The 21,216-nt window shown below is 41.0% G+C and carries 15 protein-coding genes; all 15 read left to right on the top strand.

Going from position 1 to position 21,216, the window contains the following annotated elements:
* Positions 1–7 precede the first annotated feature (7 nt).
* A complete protein-coding gene (gene thiM, locus R2Q80_RS11555) occupies positions 8–790 on the top strand; it encodes a hydroxyethylthiazole kinase (protein WP_316799763.1) in 783 nt (260 codons plus the stop codon).
* Entirely contained in the window at positions 787–1,419 is a 633-nt protein-coding gene (thiE, locus tag R2Q80_RS11550; RefSeq protein WP_316799762.1) for a thiamine phosphate synthase, read from the top strand. The genes thiM and thiE overlap by 4 nt, the downstream gene beginning before the upstream one ends.
* Positions 1,412–2,245 carry a bifunctional hydroxymethylpyrimidine kinase/phosphomethylpyrimidine kinase gene (gene thiD, locus R2Q80_RS11545; protein ID WP_316799761.1) on the top strand — a complete coding sequence of 278 codons (834 nt, stop codon included), beginning with the start codon at positions 1,412–1,414 and terminating at the stop codon, positions 2,243–2,245. Before thiE ends, thiD begins: the two co-directional genes overlap by 8 nt.
* Positions 2,242–2,742, top strand: coding sequence for a TenA family protein (locus R2Q80_RS11540; RefSeq protein ID WP_316799760.1), 501 nt, complete (start codon positions 2,242–2,244; stop codon positions 2,740–2,742). The genes thiD and R2Q80_RS11540 overlap by 4 nt, the downstream gene beginning before the upstream one ends.
* Before the next feature lie 387 nt (positions 2,743–3,129).
* Positions 3,130–5,541, top strand: a complete 2,412-nt coding sequence (locus R2Q80_RS11535; protein ID WP_316799759.1) for a glycoside hydrolase family 95 protein — start codon at positions 3,130–3,132, stop codon at positions 5,539–5,541.
* Positions 5,542–6,132: 591 nt separating this feature from the next.
* Positions 6,133–8,064, top strand: coding sequence for a M1 family metallopeptidase (locus R2Q80_RS11530; RefSeq protein WP_316799758.1), 1,932 nt, complete (start codon positions 6,133–6,135; stop codon positions 8,062–8,064).
* Positions 8,065–8,248: 184 nt separating this feature from the next.
* Complete coding sequence (locus R2Q80_RS11525) at positions 8,249–8,812, top strand: RNA polymerase sigma-70 factor (RefSeq protein ID WP_316799757.1); 564 nt, start codon at positions 8,249–8,251, stop codon at positions 8,810–8,812.
* A 267-nt stretch (positions 8,813–9,079) separates the two neighbouring features.
* Entirely contained in the window at positions 9,080–10,219 is a 1,140-nt protein-coding gene (locus R2Q80_RS11520) for a FecR family protein (RefSeq protein ID WP_316799756.1), read from the top strand.
* Between the two features lie 109 nt (positions 10,220–10,328).
* Positions 10,329–13,970 (top strand): SusC/RagA family TonB-linked outer membrane protein, encoded by a 3,642-nt coding sequence (locus R2Q80_RS11515; protein ID WP_316799755.1) that lies wholly within the window; start codon positions 10,329–10,331, stop codon positions 13,968–13,970.
* 9 nt (positions 13,971–13,979) lie between these two features.
* Entirely contained in the window at positions 13,980–15,548 is a 1,569-nt protein-coding gene (locus R2Q80_RS11510) for a RagB/SusD family nutrient uptake outer membrane protein (RefSeq protein WP_316799754.1), read from the top strand.
* Positions 15,549–15,571: 23 nt separating this feature from the next.
* The gene (locus R2Q80_RS11505) at positions 15,572–16,531 is read left to right on the top strand and encodes a hypothetical protein (RefSeq protein ID WP_316799753.1); all 960 of its coding nucleotides are present in this window, start codon (positions 15,572–15,574) and stop codon (positions 16,529–16,531) included.
* Between the two features lie 74 nt (positions 16,532–16,605).
* Entirely contained in the window at positions 16,606–17,739 is a 1,134-nt protein-coding gene (locus R2Q80_RS11500) for a thioredoxin family protein (RefSeq protein ID WP_316799752.1), read from the top strand.
* 6 nt (positions 17,740–17,745) lie between these two features.
* Entirely contained in the window at positions 17,746–18,861 is a 1,116-nt protein-coding gene (locus tag R2Q80_RS11495) for a thioredoxin family protein (RefSeq protein ID WP_316799751.1), read from the top strand.
* Between the two features lie 28 nt (positions 18,862–18,889).
* The gene (locus R2Q80_RS11490; RefSeq protein WP_316799750.1) at positions 18,890–19,990 is read left to right on the top strand and encodes a thioredoxin family protein; all 1,101 of its coding nucleotides are present in this window, start codon (positions 18,890–18,892) and stop codon (positions 19,988–19,990) included.
* A gap of 38 nt (positions 19,991–20,028) precedes the next feature.
* On the top strand, positions 20,029–21,204 hold the full coding sequence (locus R2Q80_RS11485; protein ID WP_316799749.1) for a thioredoxin family protein: 1,176 nt from the start codon (positions 20,029–20,031) through the stop codon (positions 21,202–21,204).
* The last annotated feature ends 12 nt before the right edge of the window (positions 21,205–21,216 follow it).

Here is a 21,216-nt window from a genome sequence, read left to right as displayed (position 1 = left end):
TTAAAATATGGAGTCTGAAATCGTCAAAAATCTTATTTCGCTACGCGAAGGACAACCATTGGTGCATAGTATCACCAATTATGTGGTTATGAATAATACGGCCAATGCGCTACTGGCTATCGGCGCCTCGCCATTGATGTCACATGCTCACCCTGAACAATCCGATATTGCAAAGATATCAAATGCATTAGTTATTAATATTGGAACCTTGGATGAGTACTGGGTGAATAGCATGCTTCTGGCTATTCATGAAGCTAAAGCTGCTGGAAAACCGTGGGTATTGGATCCGGTTGGCGCCGGGGCGAGTAATTTTAGAAACGAAGTACTCCATCAGTTCCTCCATCTGGGCCCTACAGTGATCCGTGGGAATGCCTCAGAAATTATGGCGATTGCGAAATATGATGTGTCTTCCAAAGGAGTTGACAGTGTTCATCAGTCAGCTGAGGCAATCCGGGCAGCTACCATGCTCTCTGAGCAAACTGGTGCTGTTGTATGTATCTCTGGAGAAACCGATTACATCGTCCACCGTGACCGTTTAATGGCCGTTCACAATGGTCATCCTTTGATGGCCAGGGTTACAGGAATGGGATGTACGGCAACGGCCATCATCGCTGCATTTTTGCCGTTTTCCACGGGTATTTTTGATGGGGTCTGCAGCGCAATGGCTATAATGGGGATTTGCGGGGAGATGGCTGGGAAATTAGCCCAGGGATCCGGAAGTTTCCAAATGGCTTTTTATGATGCCTTGTACCAAATTGATGAGCAACAAATTTCGGTATATTTAAAATGATAGGGTTTCATTACCGGCTTTATTTGGTGACTGATGAGGCCGCCTGTTTGGGAAGAGACTTTTTTTGGGTGATAGAGCAGGCGCTGAAGGGTGGCGTGGATCTGGTTCAGCTAAGGGAAAAATCATTGCCGGCGGATAAATTTATTGATAAAGCTTTCAGGCTTGCGGAACTTTGTGAACGGTATGATGTCCCTTTGATTATTAATGACAGCTTTGAGATCGCCAGAGCGGTTAACGCATTTGGTCTTCATGTGGGACAGAGTGATATAAAGCTTGATACCGTGCTTAAAATATCTGGCCACCATTATCCGGTAGGATTGTCCGTTGAACTCCCCGAACATCTTTTGGATAAACAAACCGAAAAGGTCTGGTATCTCGGCGTGAGCCCGATTTTTGCTACGCCCACTAAGAATGACACCATTAGCGAATGGGGACTAGAAGGTTTGCATGCCATTAGGTTGCAATCAGATAAACCACTTGTGGCTATTGGCAATATAAAATCCGCTAATGCAGCTGACGTTGTACGTAGTGGTGCGGATTGCATCGCTGTAGTCTCAGAAATCTGTTCAGCCGACTGTCCGTCGAAAGCTGCGGAAATACTAAGGGATATTATTGAAAAGAATGTTTAAAGAAAAAAAATATATAGGTGTGCTGACCATTGCGGGTTCAGATAGTGGCGGAGGAGCCGGCATTCAAGCTGACCTCAAAACGTTTTCAGCTCTGGGCTGCTATGGGTGCTCTGTGATTACAGCAGTTACTGCACAGAATACACTTGGAGTCAGCGCTGTCCATGCTATACCTTTAGAGGTAATCAAGGATCAATTGGTTGCTGTGATGGATGATATAAAACCCCAGGGAATTAAAATAGGAATGCTGAACACAAGTGGGGTTGTTGCAGAAATTGCGCATCAGCTAGGGGTATATTGCACTAATGTTCCAGTCATACTTGATCCCGTTATGGTCGCTACCAGCGGAGATAGATTGATGGAGCCTGATGCAGTAAGGGAATTACGCAAAACGCTTTTTCCCTTGGCAACACTTATTACTCCGAACATAGATGAGGCAGAAGTGCTGACGGGGATGGAAATTGTTGACCTGGCTGGAATGATTTTGGCCGGAAAGGAAATTGTTGAGCAAGGTGCTAAAGCAGTTTTGATCAAAGGCGGTCATTTATCTGGGGATGTGATATATGATGTGTTAGTTGAACGGGGTAAAATGGAACCTCTTATCATGAAAAGTGATTTTATTCAAACCAGAAATCTACATGGCACAGGATGTACCTTATCCTCTGCTATTGCCAGTGAAATGGCTAAAGGCGCTCCGCTTACAGTTGCAATCGAACGCGCTAAAGCTTATATCTCCGATGCCTTAAATGCAGGGAGGAATGTAGTAACGGGCAAGGGAAACGGCCCGCTGAACCATTTTTTTAATCCTTTAAAACTTCTTATAACATGAAATGGAGTGAAATAGCTTGGCTAAAAATTGCGCCTATATTCAACAGTATCATTGCCCACCCATTTAATAGCGAATTAAGTAGTGGAACGCTCAGCCGTGAGCGTTTTCTTTTCTATCTTGCGCAGGATGCTTATTATCTTTTGGATTTTGCCAGGGCTTTGAGCACCATAAGTGGGCGAATGAATAGTCCTGAACTTGTGTTGGCCTTCTCCGAGTTTTCAACTGGCGCTATCGTAGCCGAAAGAAGTTTGCATGAGCGTTATTTTGTTGAATTCGGTCTAAACGAAGATGCTCAACCCTCACCATCTACGTTTTTATACACCAACTACATTCTTCGACAGGCTGCATATGGTGATCTAGGTGTTGCAGTTGCTTCTGTTTTACCCTGTTTTTGGATTTACAAAGCTGTCGGAGATCACATTTTTTCACTTCAAGCAGGTAATGATAACGTCTATAAAGAATGGATCGACCTTTACTCTGGGGATGACTTTGGTTAAGTAGTGAAGAAGGCCATTGAAATTGCCGATCATTTGGCATTAAGCGGCAGTGATCTGCTCAAAAAAGACATGTTTGAAGCATTTACAACAGCTGCCAGAATGGAGTGGATATTTTGGGATAGCGCATACCAACTAGAACAATGGAAGATATGATCCTGAGGGTTAACGATTTGCTGTTGCATTAGCCTGGGCAAGTAATCATGCTTTCCTTGGTAATCAAATTCAGCCGAACATTTAAAAATTTTTGAGCGTTTACCCTACATTATCGCCAGGTCGTTTTTACGGTTTGTTAGCAGGATAGCACAGGATGTTCATCATCAAAGCATTTATTATTATTGTATTAAGCTGTGGCTTTTTGTGCTGCAGAACTTTTCTAACCAGAATTTTATGAGACTATTCAATCTGATCGCTCTTTTTTATTTACTGTATGCATCTTCCTTATTTGCGCAGCAGCCTTCTAAGTTAATTTTAACTTATAACAAACCGGCACGAAATTGGGATGAGGCCCTCCCCTTGGGTAACGGCAGGTTAGGCGCTATGGTATTTGGCCGAGTGGATTCAGAACTCATACAGCTTAATGAAGAAACGCTTTGGACAGGTGGGCCGGCTGAGCTAAATCCGAATCCCCAGGCGCCGCAATATCTGAGCGATATAAGAAATATGCTTTTCAAAGGGGATAATGGCTCGGCAGTTAAGCTGATGCGGAAAATGCAGGGTCCAAATACCAATATGTATCAACCGCTGGCCAATCTGTCTCTATTGCAAAATATAAATGGAGAAATTACGGATTATTCCAGAACATTGGACATCTCACAGGCTATTGCAACTACAAGTTTTAAAGTAGATGGGGTAGGTTATAAAAGAGAAATATTTTCTTCATTTCCCGATCAGGTGATCGTGCTGCGGCTGACCTCTACAGTAAAAAATAAATTGTCAGTGAGTTTTTCTTTAGGGAATGAGCTTAAACACGAGGTTCATCTGGGGGGCAATCAAATCGTGCTTAATGGTAAGGCCAGGATCGAGGCGGATGAGCGTAGAAATCCAAAACCATTGGTTTTCTCTGACAGTCTGCATCACAACGGCATGCGTTATCAGGCAAGGATGAAAGTGATGAGTACGGACGGCAAAATCAGTACCGACAGTCTTCTTCATGTAACAGGTGCATCTCAGATCCTGGTGATCATCTCTGGGGCGACAAGTTTTAATGGTTTTGATCGTTATCCTGACAAAGACGGGCTTGATGAACATGCTAAGGCATTGGCGTTTATCGAGAGGGCAGAAAAAAAATCTTTTCAGTTAATAAGAAAGAAACATATTCTGGATTATCAGAACTATTTTGATCGTTTATCCATCAAGGTGAATGAGGGTGATGATATGCTCTCCACTGTTCCAACGGACGAGCGTCTGGAACGCTATAAAAAAGGTGGGATTGATTTTGGACTCGAAGCGCTATATTTTCAGTTCGGGCGGTATCTGTTAATTTCCAGCTCCCGACCTGGCGGTATCCCTGCTAACCTACAAGGTATATGGAATCCATTGATCAGACCTTCATGGCGTAGCAATTTCACGACCAATATCAATGTGCAGATGAATTACTGGCCAGCTGAGGTAACCAATCTTTCAGAATTAACCGAACCGCTAATTCGCCAGATCGCACACTGGGCGAAAAATGGTTCACATACGGCAAAGAACTATTATGGAGTAAGGGGATGGGTTTTACACCATAATTCTGATATATGGGCACAGACTAACCCCGTGGGAGAGGGAAATGGGGATCCGAAATGGGCGAATTGGTCTATGGGAAGTCCCTGGGTGTCTCAGCATCTCTATGAACATTATCTTTTTACCGGTGATAAGAAATATCTCAGGGAAGTTGCCTATCCATTAATGAAAGGAGCGGCACTCTTTTGTCTGGACTGGTTGGTGGAAAAAGACGAATATCTAATTACTGCTCCATCAACTTCACCTGAAAATAGCTACTATCTTCCTAACGGAAATAAGGAAGTCGTTACGATGGGTTCAACCATGGATTTGTCGATTATTCGTGATTTGTTTTCTAACCTGATCGATGCCGGTGGTATACTGGGTATAGACCAGGAATTTACAAGTTTGCTGACTCGGACAAAAAGCAAACTCCGTCCGCTGCAAATAGGTAAAAAGGGAAATCTTCAGGAGTGGTACGGTGATTTTGAGGATGTCGATCCTCAACATCGCCACGTCTCCCATTTGTTTGGCCTGCATCCAGGGAGGGAAATTTCGCCATTGCTTGATACGGTTTTTTCTAATGCTGCCAAAAAAAGCCTGCTGATCCGGGGAGATGAAGGTACAGGATGGAGTAAAGCCTGGAAAATTAATTTCTGGGCCAGACTGCTTGATGGTGACCATGCGTATAAAATGTATCAGGAACTGCTGAAAACCTCTACGCTAAATAACCTTTTTGACACCCATCCGCCTTTTCAGATCGATGGAAATTTTGGTGCTACAGCTGGTGTAGCAGAGATGTTTCTCCAGAGTCATTTAGGTACAATACAATTATTGCCCGCTCTACCCATTGCATGGAAGACAGGCTATGTCAAAGGTCTGGTGGCCAGGGGTGGGTTTATTGTTGATTTATATTGGAAAGAAGGTAGATTAATCAGGGCATCAATTCTTTCGAAAAACGGTGGTTCACTAAAATTGCTGACTAATGTTCCGTTGAAAAAACGCCACAACTATGAGCAAAAGCCTAGAGGATATAGCAACATACTTGCTACAAAGGCAGGAAAAAGATATGAGTTCATACCAGAATCGGATAACTAATTGATTGTTATATCGGAAGCAGCTATCGATTGCCCATTTCTCAAAGGATTAATTAATCCTGAATGTCAGGTATTTATTTTCGCTATCATGGCATTCCAAGAGGCTACGGTTTTCATTCCACTTATTTTTTGCACTGAGATAAGTATAGGTTTGATAAATAATGACTTGGTGTCCTGAACTGGTAGGTATCATGCAGGAATTCAGAACTCTTAATGATGAAAATCTGTACTGCTATCGCAGATTTATACGCAACAAGTTTATTTAGAGATTTAGATGGATTGATTCAAAGGAGCGATTTCGATAAATTTTACACTTGGGGCTAGCCTTTTTCTTAGTCAGAATCTTGAGCGCATTTTAGGATTTGCTTTTTTCAATTAATACACTAAAAAGAATGTCCAGTAAATAATAAACAGATTTGATTAGGATTATATTGATGCTAAAGTTGACCACTCAATTTGCTTTAAAATTAATTGAAGGGCTTTTAAGGGAAGAGATCGATTAAAGTGACTCTTCTTTGCTGAATAAGCGACAAGACTGCTAGTTTATCATCTCCAGGATTGTTGTCTATTCAGGTTAGAAACCCTAAATTGTATGTCACTAAAATTATTTATTAACGTTAGCTTATTTATCTTTTTCTTTGGTATTGGATTCTGCATGGCGCAATCTTCAACGGTTAATGAACAGCGCTTTCGTTCAGTTTTTTCTGAAGGTTATACCAGTCAGAACCGGCTCCCAACTGGCGCGCCCACAAATCAATACTGGCAGAATCGTGCAGATTATCATATTAAAGCTTATTTAGATGAGCAGAAACATTCCATTTCTGCAGATGTAGAGATTCTCTATGTAAACAATAGCCCTACTACATTGGAATTCCTGTGGCTTCAATTAGATCAAAATATATTTAGATCTGATTCAAGAGCCTTTCTCACTGCAGCACCTCGGCGACTTGGGGGTGACCCGTTCATCAACGTTACAGCTGGCTACGAAATTTCCTCAGTTATGGTAACGGGCAGTAAGATAAATTTAATAGATTATCTCATCACTGATACACGTATGAAAATTCGCTTGAGCAGCCCGCTTCAGAAAAACGCGTCGGTTAAATTAAAGATAAAATATAGTTTCCAGGTTCCCCTTCAGGGAGCAGACAGGATGGGGAGGATGAAAGCAAACGATGGATGGATTTACCAGATTGCGCAGTGGTATCCAAGAATGTGCGTTTATGACGATCTTAATGGATGGAATACTTTGCCATATTTAGGCAAGGGAGAATTCTATCTGGATTACGGTAATATTTTTTATGAGATAAATGCGCCTAATGACTTTATCGTAACCGGATCAGGGGAGTTGCTCAACGAAGCAAAGGTTTTGACTGCATCCGAACGCAAAAAGCTCAAGTTCGCCTATTCAAGCGATCAAACTGTCCCAATCAGCTCACCTGAAGACAGAGCTGTTCGTGGAAATGGTAAAAAAAGATTAATTTGGAAGTTTAGTTGTAAAAATACAAGGGATGTGGCCTGGGCAGCATCTAATGCTTTTGTTTGGGATGCTGCACGGTTAAATTTACCTAGCGGGAAGCAAAGATTGGCAATGTCTTTCTATCCCAAAGAAAGTTTAAGGGACAATGGTTGGAAAAATTCAACCGCCTTTGTTAAAGGGGCTGTGGAGTTTTATTCGAAATATTTGCTCGAATATCCCTACTCCAGGGCAATTAATGTAGCGGGGATTGTCCCTGGTATGGAATATCCTGGCATTGTTTTCTGTGCGGCAGGCAGTACGGGTCAAAGTCTTTGGGATGTTACATCCCATGAATTTGGACATACATGGTTTCCGATGATTGTTGGTAGTGATGAGCGGCGGCATGGGTGGATGGATGAGGGTATGAATACATTCATCAATCAACTTGCTTCCTCAGCATTCGATAATGGCCGGTTCCAAGATCTATCGTCGATCAGTGATATGGCCAAATTGGTACACACAGATACGATTCAGGCGATTGATACTCCGCCCGATTTCCAGCAGTCTTATAATTTTGGCAGTCTTTCTTATTATAAGCCGGCGCTTGGTTTGAGAATGTTGAGGGAAAATATATTAGGAAAGGTACGTTTTGATCATGCCTTTAAAAATTATGTTCGTAATTGGGCTTATAAACACCCTTCTCCAAATGACTTTTTCAGATCTATTGAGAATGCTTCCGGTGAGGATTTATCCTGGTTCTGGAGGGGTTGGTTTCATGAGACCGGGCGTTGTGATCTGGCTGTAACTTCAGTTACTGATTCGCCTTTGAACGGCAAACAAATTACCGTCAAAAGCGTGGGCCGGTTACCTATGCCTTTTATGCTTCAGGTGACTAATGATCGGGGATTAGTCGAGCATATCGATTATCCGATTGAAACCTGGAGGTACGGAAATGTAAAGGTTCTTTCGGTTAATATCCCTGGTAAAGTTGTAAAGGTGATTATCGATCCCAACTTTCTGACACCCGATTTCAACAGAACGAATAACATATGGACTCCAGGTGGATAACTTAAGTTGTAATTTGATCTAAGAAGGATCAATTTTTAGTTTAAGGCGTGCGATTTTCTTTAAATGCCGTTCCGACTCGGTAGGATATTCAGAATTTAAATGCGAATTATGCGCTGTTTATTTATTATTCATAATTCTTAAGAAAAATATACAATAAAATTAATGTTTATTGTATTCTTGTAATATGGATTATGGTGAGACTTCTGATATCATGCTGCTTTCCGCTCTAAAAGCTGGGGATAGAGCGGCGTTTGAAGAAATTTACCATCAGAACTGGGAGCGGATGTATAAATATGCATTTTACATTCTCAAAGATCAGGATCAGTGTACAGATATTGTGCAAGAGATTTTTGTTAAAATGTGGGTGAACCGTGATGCTTTAGTTGTTCGATCTTTCAGAGCATATTTAATTAGTGCAGTTAAATATAAAATTGCGAATAATATCAGGCACGAGAAAATTCGTGCTGATTTTTTTTCTTCAGCACCCACAAATGATGTTAGCTATAACCTCGCAGATAACGAGCTGGAAATCCGCGAGCTTAAGAATCTGATAGAATCAGCCGTGGGGCAGCTGCCGCCTAAATGCAGGGAGATTTTTCTGTTAAGTAGAAATGAATATTTGTCAAATAAAGAAATTGCTGTCAAATTGAAGATTTCTGAAAAAACAGTCGAAGGTCAGATGACGATAGCTTTAAAACGACTGCGAAAGGCTTTGGGTGATCTGTATATGCTTTGCTGGTTAATTTAAATTGCACGAAACCTAAGAGTACTGTTCTTACTTAGGTATGCATAAAAAGGAAATAATTAGATGATTACAATGTGGGTATTTACTAGTCATTTCGGTAAATAGCTGATTACTTCGGAAGTAACATTTGAGGTTTTCTATTCCTTGATAATCTTATGGTTTCCTGAAACAAGGTGATTAAACAATGTACTCTTATTTTAGTTTGAATTATTTTATTTTTTTTTTCATATCCATTTAGGGGGTGGTGTTGTTTGAAGTGACTGTTATTATATGAGCGATAATAAACTGTTTGAAAAAGAAATGATAGAACTCGCTTCAAAGGTTGAGTCCGGGACTGCGAGCGACTTGGAGCTTCACCAATATAACAACTTATTGAATAGTTTCCAGAAAGATAATACCTGGTCTGCCGAAATGGGGGAAGTGAATGATATTAACCAGATCATTCTGCTATCAATCAATCGCCGACTGTTTTCCAGAACTAGGAAGCTGCCGATACGCACATTTGGTATTGCAGCGAGCGTTTTAATTATTTGCTCTTTAAGCATCCTTTTCTTTGTCCGTAACCTCACCGATTCCAGGGTTAGTTCCTCCCAACAGTTGATCTCGCCTGGTCAGAATAAAGCACTCTTAACCTTATCTAATGGTAAAAATATTACCTTGGCAAATCAAAACGGACTGGTTACGACCGAAGATGAAACTGCTATCGTGGGTGACGGTAAGGGGGCGCTAATCTACAGTCCTGTTAATACAGTCAAGGATGAATTAATCGAATACAATACCTTGACCATACCCAAAGGAGGGATCTATCGCTTGGTGCTTTCTGATGGTACTAAGGTCTGGTTAAATTCAGATTCCAGGTTACGTTATCCAGTAGCGTATGGTGAAAGAGAAAGGGTTGTCGAATTGGAAGGTGAAGCATATTTTGAAGTGGCGAAAGATAGTTCAAGACCTTTTAGAGTGGTTTCCGCAGGACAGCAGATAGAAGTAAAGGGCACTCACTTCAATGTGAATGCTTACAGGGATGAACCATATTTGAAAACAACGCTTCTGGAAGGTGCTGTCAGCATTTTCTCTGGGCGACAGAAAGTTGATATTTTCCCTACGCAGGAGGGTATTGTTTATTCTGAACCGGGGCATAGAATTGAAGTAAGAAATGATGCGGACCTGGAGTCTGCAGTGGCCTGGAAAAATGGTAATTTTTATTTTAATGAAGAAAATCTACCAAGTATCATGCGAAAAATATCTAAATGGTATGATGTAGAGGTGGTTTATCGTGGAGATTTCAGTTCTTTAAGATTTAATGGCATCGTTTCGCGTTCCAAAGATATCAATACGGCATTGGCTATCATTGAAGCCGCCGGTAATGTACACTTTAAAATAGAAGGGAGGATAATTACAGTAACACCTTAACTACAAAACTGGACAAAAGATCAAGGATGTTGTAGCACCCCTGATCAGATGGTCAGCCGAATGAAAAACCGTATCAACCAATTAAACAAACTAACTAAACCACATTCAAATGTATGAATTTTTACATGCTTTAGCGCATAAAGGGAAGAACTATGCCCGTAATTTTATACTCACTATGAAGCTAACCGCTATTATTTTATTTATCGGACTCATCCAAGTTCATGCTGCCTCCCTGGCGCAGATCAACATAAGCAAAACCACTATCACCCGTGAAAATGTTTTCAAAGAAATCAGGCGTCAGGCTGGCTATGATTTCTTTTATGATGCCGAGCTTTTTAAAAATCTTAAACCATTGCCTCTTGAGGCTAAGAATGCTACCGTACAGGAAGTAATCAATAAAGCCTTATCCGGGCTGCCTATGAGTTATAAAATTATTGGCAAGACCGTCATTATCAATGGAAATCCTGTAATGCAAAAGGACAATTCTGATCCTGCGCAAGAAAGGTTCCGAATTGATGGAAAGGTCAAAGATGATCAGGGTAAGCCCATGGCCGGTGTGTCTATTTTCTTGAAAGGTGGCAACCGGGTATTAGCTGTCACCGATAATGATGGTTATTTTCTGATTCTTGACGCGAAAGAAAATGACATACTCATTTTTCGCTACATAGGCTATTCCTTAAAAGAAGCCAGGGTTGGAAAAAAGCCCCTCGAAATTGTGCTCAATCCGGTAAGTAGTGAACTGAAAGAGGTTGTGATTTCTACAGGTTACCAAAACATTGAAAATAAATACAATACCGGGGCGGTCACAACCTTGAAAATGGATTCTATAAAAGTCCCTGGTATCAATACCATTGACAGGCTTTTGGAAGGCAGGGTGCCGGGTATGACCTATATGCAAAATTCAGGTCAGGTGGGAGCGACTCCAAGACTACGCATTCGCGGTACTTCGACTATTTTGGGTAATCAGGAACCCCTTTGGGTGGTTGATGGAGTGGTTGTGCGAGATCCTGTTAATGTGAGCGCCTCAAGAATTAATGATTTGGACTTTGTCAATCTCATCGGTAACTCCATTTCTGGTTTAAATCCGGATGATATTGAGCAAATAGATGTGCTAAAGGATGCGGCTTCAACTGCGATCTACGGCGCCAGAGCAGCCAATGGGGTAATTGTGATTACTACCAAAAAGGGGCAGATTGGTCCGCCACTTTTTTCTTTTTCAACAAATGCCACACTCTCAAGACGCCCACGCTATACCGATGAATCTATTAATATGATGAATTCGTTTCAACGTGTAGATGTATCAAGAGAAATGTTTGAGCGTGGCATTATTTATTCCAATCAATCTACCTTTAGCGGCTACGAACGTACCTACTTGGATTATGCAAATGGGAAGATTGATTTTAATACCTTTCAAAACCAGAGTGCTTATTATGAAACCTTGAATACAGACTGGTTTGATCTGGTCGGCCGTGATGCGCTTTCAAGCAATCAAACTGTGAGTGTCTCTGGTGGATCAAATGTGACCAAGTATTACGCTTCGTTAGGATTTAATAATGAAAATGGAACAATCAAAAATGAATTCAATAAGCGGTATTCTAGCAGTCTGAGCTTGACCACTACCTATAACAAATTCAGTATGCAGTTTGGTCTGCAGGCCAATGTAACTAATAGACACTATAACCCTGGGGACATACCAGTCTTAAATTATGCCTATAACACCAGTAGGGCTATCCCAGCCTATAATACGGATGGCTCCTTGTCATATTACCCTAAGTCTAATGGTTCAGGACTGAATTATAACTATAATATTCTGAATGAGATGAATAATTCTTCCGATCAGACCAAATCGAATGGTATGACACTGACTTCTAAATTGGATTACCGTTTTACAAATGCTTTTAAGCTCTCAGGAACGCTTTCTTATAGTATAAATAACACCAATCAGCAAGTTTATTACGGCGCTAACACTTTCAAAGTATTAGGCTACCAGGGTAATGGAACCTTGGCGGGAAACTTAGCGCCAATAGGTGGTGAACTGCAGATGAGCCAAACCATGCAAAATGGATATACCATCAGGTTGCAATCTGACTACAATAAGAAATTTGGGGCCACTCAAAAACACTATGTTTTCGCTTCACTTGGAACAGAAGTGTCTTCGGCAAAATACGATGGATTCAACATTACCCGCAGAGGTTACCAGCAGGACAGGGGGAATGTTTTTGCTGCCATTCCGACCACTTACACGGGTTATTACAGTCAGTTCATGACTTCCGCTGCGGCCCTTGGGATAATCAATACCCAGTTAACGAATATATTATCTGCTTATTTATCAGCAACCTATAATTATGATGAGCGCTATACTTTCAACTTTAATGTTCGTTCTGATGAATCTAACCAGTTCGGTGCTGCCAATAATAACAAGTTTCTCCCTGTTTACTCAGTATCGGGAAGGTGGGATATCAAAAATGATCTACTAAAGAATACGAATTGGGTGAATGGCCTCGCCATTAAACCATCATTTGGTTATCAGGGTAATATGCTTGATAATCAGTCATCTAATCTGGTTTTGCAGCGTGGTAGTTATAATAACATTTACGCGGGTAATCAGTCAACAATCGTTGGTTATCCAAATCCTGATTTAACATGGGAGAAAACCTCGTCAACTAATTTATCTGTTGACTTTTCGCTATTTAATCATAAGCTCGCTGGAACGGTTTCTTATTTTTATAAACATACTAAAGACGCATTCCTCAATAAAACGGTTTCCGATGTTAACGGATTGACGCAATACGTTGTCAACAGCGGTGAACTGACTAATAAAGGATTGGAAATTTCCCTTAATTTTACACCCATTAACAAAGGGCTGAACAGCTCCGGAAAACAAGGTTTCATCTGGCGTTTTGACCCGCAATTAGGTCAGGTCGTTAACCAGCTAATTACCAAGGCCGTTAACAATAGGAACAATGTCTTACAGAATACGATTACTTATGCAGACCTCTTATCGGGTAACATTCAACTTTCAGGTGTTCCGTTAAATACATTTTATTCCTACAAATTCAAAGGTTTGAATGCAACTGACGGATCGCCTATTTTTTACGGAGCAGAAGCATCCAACAGCACTGCGCTGGCTAAGTTATATTCAGGCATGAATGTTCAGGACGTTTATCTTGCAGTCATGGCGCCGTCAGGTACACGCGTACCAACCATTCAAGGTGGATTATCGAATTTTTTCGGTTATAAAAATTTTAGCCTTTCTTTTAACTTTACCTATAGTCTTGGAAATAAAATCAGATTACTTAAAGTCACCTCAGGATATGGTACGGCCTCTCCGGATCCGCAGACAAATTTGCGTGCTGAAGTCGCTAACAGATGGCGACAGCCAGGTGATGAAGCCTTCACTAATATCCCCGGTCTAAATGTTACACCATTCGCATACAACCCGATTTGGTTTGCAGGCACGAGTTATGCTTTTGCAAACAACTATTACGATATGTATGACAATTCGGATATCCGCGTGGTTAAAGGGGATTACCTTAAGTTGCAGTCTTTGGCTTTCGCCTATAATTTTAGCGCGGCTATCTGTAAAAAGTTATCGATTAAGTCCGCTAATGTCGGATTAAACGGAGCGAATTTATTCACTTTGGCTAGTTCTGAGCTGAAAGGCCAGGATCCCACACAGTCGGGTACTACACCAAATATTTCCTTGGCCCTGTATCCCATCTACACAATTAATTTAGGTATAAGATTTTAAGTTTTCGCAATGAAAAAAACAACTATCATCATCTGTTTCTTCTGCCTTTTGAATCTTTCTTGTAAAAAGTTTCTTGCAGAAACATCTCAAAATAAAGCCTACGTCCAAACGGCAACCGATCTTCAGGAGCTGTTGATTGGATCTGGATACATGGAATATATTTCCAACACTAATCCCACAGCTTATTTTTCCCTGTCCTATGGCACAGGAACGAGTAGTGATGTATATTTCCCTTACCTGGACGTGCTTAACGACGACGCTGAGGAATTTGTTTCGGGAAATCAACAGAACGCAACCAGCAATAGTTTGCCCAGAAATGTTCTGAGTGGTTTTCATCGTTGGCAGCAGGATCCACTGTTTAATACCGCTGGCGTGCAGATTTATGATTACAACTGGACCAGGATGTATCAGCGTATTGCCGCCTTGAACGCCATCATTTACAAAGCCCGGGATTTGAAAGGCAGTGATGATCAGCAGATATTAAACCGCGTTGAAGGGGAAGCACTGTTCCTACGCGCGGGTTACTATTTTTTTCTGGTAAACTTATATGGCATGCCATATAATAAAGCCACTGCTTCAACCGATGCGGGTGTACCGCTGAAGATTTCGGAGTCTATTAGTGATAAATACTATAGCCGGGATGCAGTAGGCAAAGTATACGATCAAATCCTTACAGATTTAAACCAGTCTTCAGAGTTATTAGCGGGCACTACGCAGCCAAACATATACAGGGTACGACAGGCTGCTGCCTTTGCGATGCTGAGCCGGGTTAACCTTTACATGGAAAACTATCAGGCTGCTGTTGATGCGGCTGACAAAGTTTTAGCTGCGGGCTATTCTCTGACAGATTTAAATAGCTATGTTGCAGGTACTTCTTTTTCATCCCCACAATCGCCAGAAAATATTTTCTCTCAGGGATCGTATCTGACTTATGATGTTTTTGTAGATGAGTCTTCTGGTTTTAATAATTCTTACAAAGCCTCTCCGGATTTACTCTCTAGCTTTGCTTCCACTGATTTGAGGTTGCAGGCTTTCTTCAACCCTTCAAGCACCTCCAAACAACTTATTCCAACCAAATCAAGAACTGCAGCGGCCGACGCGGCAGCATTTACACCTATTTCCAGCTATTTTCTCTTACGCCTATCAGAGGTTATACTCAATAAGGCAGAAGCACAGGCATTATTAGGAAATGATGCTGGCGCCCAGACTTCCGTGCAGAGTTTGCGAAGCAAAAGGTTTAAACCCGCAGATCTAACCACCATTACTTTTTCGGGAAGAGATCTGGTGGATTTTATTCGTGAGGAGCGCAGACGCGAACTTTGCTTTGAAGGGCAAAGATGGTTTGATCTGAGGCGGTATGCGGTAAACAGCAAATATCCTTTTACCAAAAGTATTACCCATAAATATTTTCTGTATAGTTCAACAGCCAGTTCAGTTGTGGCTTCGGGCGCTTATGTGCTGAAACCATATCCAGAAGATGTTAATGCCTATATGACACCAATCCCTGTATCAGCAATACAGTTCAATCAAGGTGCATTGGTTAATTTCGATCGCCCGGCCCGACCTATCACCCCTTAATGTTTAAATGTCTAAATCATATAATGATGAAAAAATTTATTATTTACCTGCTACCGGCACTTATCTTGTTTTCCTGTAAAAAAGAAGGATCATTATTACCATCGAATGTGGATAAAAACTTTTTTGAAATTATCGATAACCCTTCTGATTCAGTGGACCACGCCATTTTCCAGTTTTATCAATCCACCAAAATCCCCGTTTTCTATAAAGATACTATTGGCATTGATGCACGCGTCGATCCCTTCGGAATTTCGTATAATTTCTACAAAAAACTGGGTGTTGATTACAATCCTGATTTTCAAACGCTCAAATTTGGTCTTGTCACCAAATATTTAAATCTAAAGAAAAAAGCAGATGTAATTCCAGCGCTTAAATTCCTGTCAACTTATATCGTTCCAGCATTACCTAAAGGCGTTTTGCCACAGAGTTTTTTTGTGCCGGATACCCTTAATAATGCAATATATGGTACCCGGGCATATAAAGGCTTTAATACTGTGGTGATAGGGGCGGTTCCCAGGATTTCTAAATTGGGGGCGAATGAAATCAATCTGCACCGGGCTGCGATTTTGAGGGCCATAGCTTCCGCATATGTTTTGGATGCGAAAAATACTGCATTTCTGAATTCCAATTTTTATAGTGTTTCCAGAGCTTTTTTGACTACCCCGGATATTTATGGACTGAGTATTTATAATATTGCATCCTTAAAGGGTATATCGAGCGCTGTATACAATAATTATACAGCGAGTTATCTTCAAACGCTGGGTTTCTTAGGTAAGGATCCGTCCATCAGCGACTTTGGTTTCCCCTCTATTTACAATATACAGTCGCCACCGACTTATCTGGATGTGAACCAATTTATAGAAGCATCCTTCACTTATTCTACTGCGCAGTTTACTGCAATGTATGGGAGTAATGTGGCTATTATGAAGAAATATAATGCGATAAAATCCCTGCTAACCGGCTTGGGCTTTGTTATCAATTGATTCTTAATTACTGGGACATGTGATCAGGAGATTACTCTATCATGTGTCCCTTCTAAAGCATAACTAGACAAACAATGAAAATTAAAAAATTAATAATGGTCATACTGGTATTTTCCGCTTTAGGGGGATATGGCCAACAGGTATCAAAAGGTATAAAGTTTTTTAAAGGGAGCTGGGCAGAGGCACTTGCTAAAAGTAAGGCCGAAAATAAAATGATTTTCATGGATTGTTCAATCAGATCTTGTATTCCCTGCCGGGAAATGGAAGCCAATGTATTTCCGCAGGAAAAAGTTGGCGGTTTTTACAATGAAAACTATATAAATGTAGCAATGGGAATGGATGAGGGAGAGGGTAAGGAATTGTCCAGCTATTACGGAGTAGGAAGTTTTCCGGCAATGCTTTATTTCAAACCTGGAGGATTTTTGGTCGCCCATGAGCAAGGTAAGCGGGATGCGGAAGAGTTGTTGGCGGATGGCAATAAAAATCTTCAGCTTAAAGATACCATTACTTTGGAAGAACGTTTTGAAAAGGGCGGATATCAGGACCCCATCTTTCTTCAGCGGTATTTTAAAGAAGTGATGGAAAATGAACCGCTTGGCGCAGAGCAGCACGCTTTCGATAAAATCATTAAATTCAAAGGAGCCGATGTGTTGCTGGAAAAGAAATACTGGGAGGCTCTTGGGATTGCTAGTCCTGGGTCTGCGGCTGCGTTGTATTTCGTGAAAAATCACTTAAAATTTGCTAAAATCTATGGTGAGAATGCTGTGAATGCAAAAATCATGGCCATATATTTTAACAATAGGTTTTTGATCTGGTATGGGGATGATCATCTGAATAATAAACCTTCTTATGAGAACTTTAAAAAACGGATGGAAGAACGCGGGGTACCTGATTTATCTTTTATGAAAATGGCTGTGGATTTTCATCAGCGTTGCCGGGATTTTAAGTATGATGAGGCTTTTGCAATAGCGGATCCTTTTATGAAAAGTGCAAAGTGGTGGCAATACTATCGAATGGCTTTACATGCGGACTGGCTAACGGCTGGTCGTCCCCTAGAGCGCAAAAAAGTAATGGTCTGGGCAAATAAAGCCTTGCAATTGGCAAAAACAGCCCAAGAACGTAAGGAAAGCCAGGAACTCATAGACGATCTTCGAAATCCATTTACAAACTTAATCCTAACTCCAGTAGTCTACGGGTCAAACATATAATTTCTCATGAAAAAAATATCAATTCTTCTTTCTGTACTGATCTTTACTGCATCATTAGTCTTTGCGCAAAAAAGCAATATCAAATTCTTTGAAGGTTCGTTTAAAGATGCACTCAGTCTTGCTTCGAAACAGAACAAGCTTATTTTTCTGGACGCCAAAACAACCTGGTGTGTACCGTGTAAGGTCCTGGCAGACTCTGTTTTTACTCAAAAAGCTGTTGCGGATTATTATAACCAGAATTTTATTAACCTAAGCATGGATATGGAAAAAGGAGAGGGGCCGGGACTTGCATTACGGTATGGAGTGAAAGCCTATCCTACCCTGCTTTATATTAAGCCGGATGCAATGGAGGTAAGTAAGCTTGTCGGGCTAAGTAAGGCTGATACGCTGCTGCAAGCTGGTCAGATAGCTATGGCTAAAAAAAATCTAATTACTGATGATGAAAAGTTTTATAACGGGCCTCGTTCTGAAGCCATGGTTAAGGAATTTTTTACCAATATATTTAAGACTAAAGGACGTGGCGCCCAGATGGCTCCTCTTGAGCATATTGCTAAACAGGAAGGTTACCAAGCTTTCATACAAAAGAAATATTGGGAGGTCTTGCCTCTTGCAGGTATTGGATCACCCATAGGTCAGTGGTTTGTTCAGCACAGGGATGAGTTTATAAAGGTTTACGGCAAAGATGTTGTTGAAAATCGCCTTTGTGAAATGTATGTCAATAGAATTTCTCTAGGGGAAATGGCGAGGAAGACAGGGGGATTAGATAGTCTTAAGCAAGAGCTGGTAAAAAATAAAATACCTAATGCGGATTTTATGTGTACGCTAGTTGATTTTTACAGCAAGCTAAGAGGAGGGAAACAGGCGGAAGCATTCTTGCTTGCTGACAGTGCGTTGAAAGGTGCTAAACCATGGCAATACTTGCAATTTGCCAAGTGGGCGGACTTTTATACAGTTATGCAGTACAATTATCGCTGGAAGGCTGCGAAATGGGCTGCCATCGCTGCGGCTGGAGAAACGGACCCTGATTTAAAGTATATCGCATTACAGTGCGTAGATGATTTAATGAATGCAATGATTCCAAAAATTGCTCCTTCCCCTTATGTGTATGGTATTCCGGTTTAGAGCTTGGCTAGCTGCAATATTGTTTCCGATGGTATGCTCTCAATTACCGGTGTTTGCACAGGGTATACAGTTTTTCGAGGGGACTTTTGAACAGGCAGTTTTGAAGGCAAAAAAGGAGAATAAAGGTATTTTTCTTGATGGTTACGCTGTTTGGTGTATTCCCTGTAAAGAGATGGCACAAAATGTTTTTACCGATAAAAACGTTGCGGATTACATAAATGCTCATTTTGTATCGCTTCAAATGGATATGGAAAAGCCTGAAGCTAAAGTACTCAAAGACCGCTTTGGTGTGATGGCCTATCCAACGCTGCTTATGTTAAATAGTAGTGGGTATAAACTCGAACAGCACATTGGTGGTCTGGATGCGCCGGCTTTTCTAATATGGGCTGCTAAAGCAAAAGGCCGGTTTGATGAGTATACCCCCGGGCAGCGGTTTGATCAAGAGCCCGAGAATGCAAGGGCTGCGGTGACTTACTTTCAGGAACTATTAAGTAACGGGCAACGCAAATATAGCCGATTTCTATTTCATGAGCTGCTGATTAAATCTGGATTTCAGGCTTTGCTGGATAGTGACTATTGGCATTTGCTTACGATTGCAGGTCGTCATGATCCAGAGGTAAAATACGTACTTGGAAAGCGTGAGCAGTTTTATAAAAAATTTGGTAAACAAGTGGTGGAGCGCCAGCTTGCTACAATTTTTACCAATGTCTCCAGTCTGGATTCACTGATGATGCCACGACCAATGAGGCAGATGGATAAGAGTGCCTATCATACATATCTGGAGGATATCAAGGCAAATAAACTTGAAATGTATCAAGAGATCACAGCGGTCATTGACTTTTATGTTGCTTGTAAAAATTACGACTATAAAGCCGCCCAGGCACAGATCGATCAGTATAAAAACGGGATCAGTGACTGGCAGCGCTTCCGATTTGCATCCATAGCCAATTCACTGGTTTATGATAGCAAGATGAGGTACAAGTTTGCAGAAACATTGGCTCATCCGATAGAAACAGCTGGTTCATCAATTTATTTAAAAGAATCTCAGAGGAGCGTGTCATTGCTAAAACTTCCGTTTGCGGATAATCCCCTCCACGACTACACTGAAATCTTACCATTAGTTTTTTAGACAAATCATTAATAATTAAATGAACAATTTTAAAAGTGATGAATTTAATTTTTAAAAAAATATACCCTGTAGCGCTTTCGTTGTTAGTAAACTTTTTAGTAGTTCTATTGCCTGCATCATCAGCTGCACAACACATGAATGGCGGCATTGATTTTTTTACCGGTCGCTGGAAGGATGCGCTGGAATTGGCGAAGAAAGAGAATAAATTGTTATTTATTGATTGCAATGCAGTTTGGTGTATGCCCTGTAAGCGATTAGCACAGGAGGAATTTTCAAAAAAGGAAATGGGAGACCTTTTTAATCGATACTTCATCAATGTTGATCTGGACATGGAAAAGGAGGATGGAAAAGAAATTGCCCGTAAATTCCAGATCAAGTATTATCCTGCACTGGTCATTGCCAATGCAGATGGATACCGGATTCAGCAATTTGATGTTGCAGGTGACAAGAAAGCGGATGAACTGATTAGCTGGGCAAGGGCTGCGCTGTTAAAACGTGATACGGTAACGCTGGAAGAAAAATTCGGAAAAGGGCAAAGGGATACGGCCTTTTTACGAACTTTTTTTTCGGATTTGATGCAGAAGCGTAATGCATCGGCGCTTCGTTCTGCATTGGAAGATTTAGTGAAAGAGAATGGTAATAATATTCTGCTTGAGAACCCTTGTTTTAATATTATACCAATGCAACCTATACATTCCGATATAGCAAACTTCTTTTTCGAAAATAACAAGCTATTTATTAAAAAATTTGGAGAAGATCGAGTAGCGGCAATGATATCCAGAATGTGGAACACCATTAATCTGATGGAGGAGTTTTATTCCCCGGGGCCTCAGCGGATCTACAAGCCAGAGGTGTATGATCGATTTGTGTCAGATCTGACCTCGTATAAAATTCCGAAGGCGGATTTTATCAAAGGGCAGGTTGATGTCTTTATCGCTGTTAGGGCTGGTAAGCAAGATTTGGCCTATGAAATTTGTGCTGGATTGACTAAGAATGCAAAGCCATGGCAATACCATGATATCGCGAAGACAGCAAATAATAATTTAAGGGGAAAATTCAGACTCATGGCTGCGCCGTGGGCTAAAAAAGCAATCTCTGACAATTCAGATTCCCTGTATCGTTCCGAATCCGAACGATATTATCATGAACTGCTTCATGATGGCTACGCTTCTCGCAATCAAAGCGATCCCTTTGAGATGATACTGAGATTATAACTTTCAATATTT

It is taken from the genome of Pedobacter frigidisoli (genome assembly GCF_032678525.1).
Taxonomy (GTDB): domain Bacteria; phylum Bacteroidota; class Bacteroidia; order Sphingobacteriales; family Sphingobacteriaceae; genus Pedobacter; species Pedobacter frigidisoli_A.
This window is presented reverse-complemented; position numbering and strand designations above follow the sequence as displayed.

Excerpts from the sequence above, each read along its gene's own strand:
- R2Q80_RS11515 (WP_316799755.1), top strand. The coding sequence starts at position 10,329 with ATGTATGAATTTTTACATGCTTTAGCGCATAAAGGGAAGAACTATGCC.
- R2Q80_RS11500 (WP_316799752.1), top strand. The coding sequence starts at position 16,606 with ATGAAAATTAAAAAATTAATAATGGTCATACTGGTATTTTCCGCTTTA.
- thiD (WP_316799761.1), top strand. The coding sequence starts at position 1,412 with ATGTTTAAAGAAAAAAAATATATAGGTGTGCTGACCATTGCGGGTTCA.
- R2Q80_RS11530 (WP_316799758.1), top strand. The coding sequence starts at position 6,133 with ATGTCACTAAAATTATTTATTAACGTTAGCTTATTTATCTTTTTCTTT.
- R2Q80_RS11490 (WP_316799750.1), top strand. The coding sequence starts at position 18,890 with ATGGTATGCTCTCAATTACCGGTGTTTGCACAGGGTATACAGTTTTTC.
- thiM (WP_316799763.1), top strand. The coding sequence starts at position 8 with ATGGAGTCTGAAATCGTCAAAAATCTTATTTCGCTACGCGAAGGACAA.
- R2Q80_RS11510 (WP_316799754.1), top strand. The coding sequence starts at position 13,980 with ATGAAAAAAACAACTATCATCATCTGTTTCTTCTGCCTTTTGAATCTT.
- R2Q80_RS11505 (WP_316799753.1), top strand. The coding sequence starts at position 15,572 with ATGATGAAAAAATTTATTATTTACCTGCTACCGGCACTTATCTTGTTT.
- R2Q80_RS11495 (WP_316799751.1), top strand. The coding sequence starts at position 17,746 with ATGAAAAAAATATCAATTCTTCTTTCTGTACTGATCTTTACTGCATCA.
- R2Q80_RS11520 (WP_316799756.1), top strand. The coding sequence starts at position 9,080 with ATGAGCGATAATAAACTGTTTGAAAAAGAAATGATAGAACTCGCTTCA.
- R2Q80_RS11525 (WP_316799757.1), top strand. The coding sequence starts at position 8,249 with ATGGATTATGGTGAGACTTCTGATATCATGCTGCTTTCCGCTCTAAAA.
- R2Q80_RS11535 (WP_316799759.1), top strand. The coding sequence starts at position 3,130 with ATGAGACTATTCAATCTGATCGCTCTTTTTTATTTACTGTATGCATCT.
- thiE (WP_316799762.1), top strand. The coding sequence starts at position 787 with ATGATAGGGTTTCATTACCGGCTTTATTTGGTGACTGATGAGGCCGCC.
- R2Q80_RS11540 (WP_316799760.1), top strand. The coding sequence starts at position 2,242 with ATGAAATGGAGTGAAATAGCTTGGCTAAAAATTGCGCCTATATTCAAC.
- R2Q80_RS11485 (WP_316799749.1), top strand. The coding sequence starts at position 20,029 with ATGAATTTAATTTTTAAAAAAATATACCCTGTAGCGCTTTCGTTGTTA.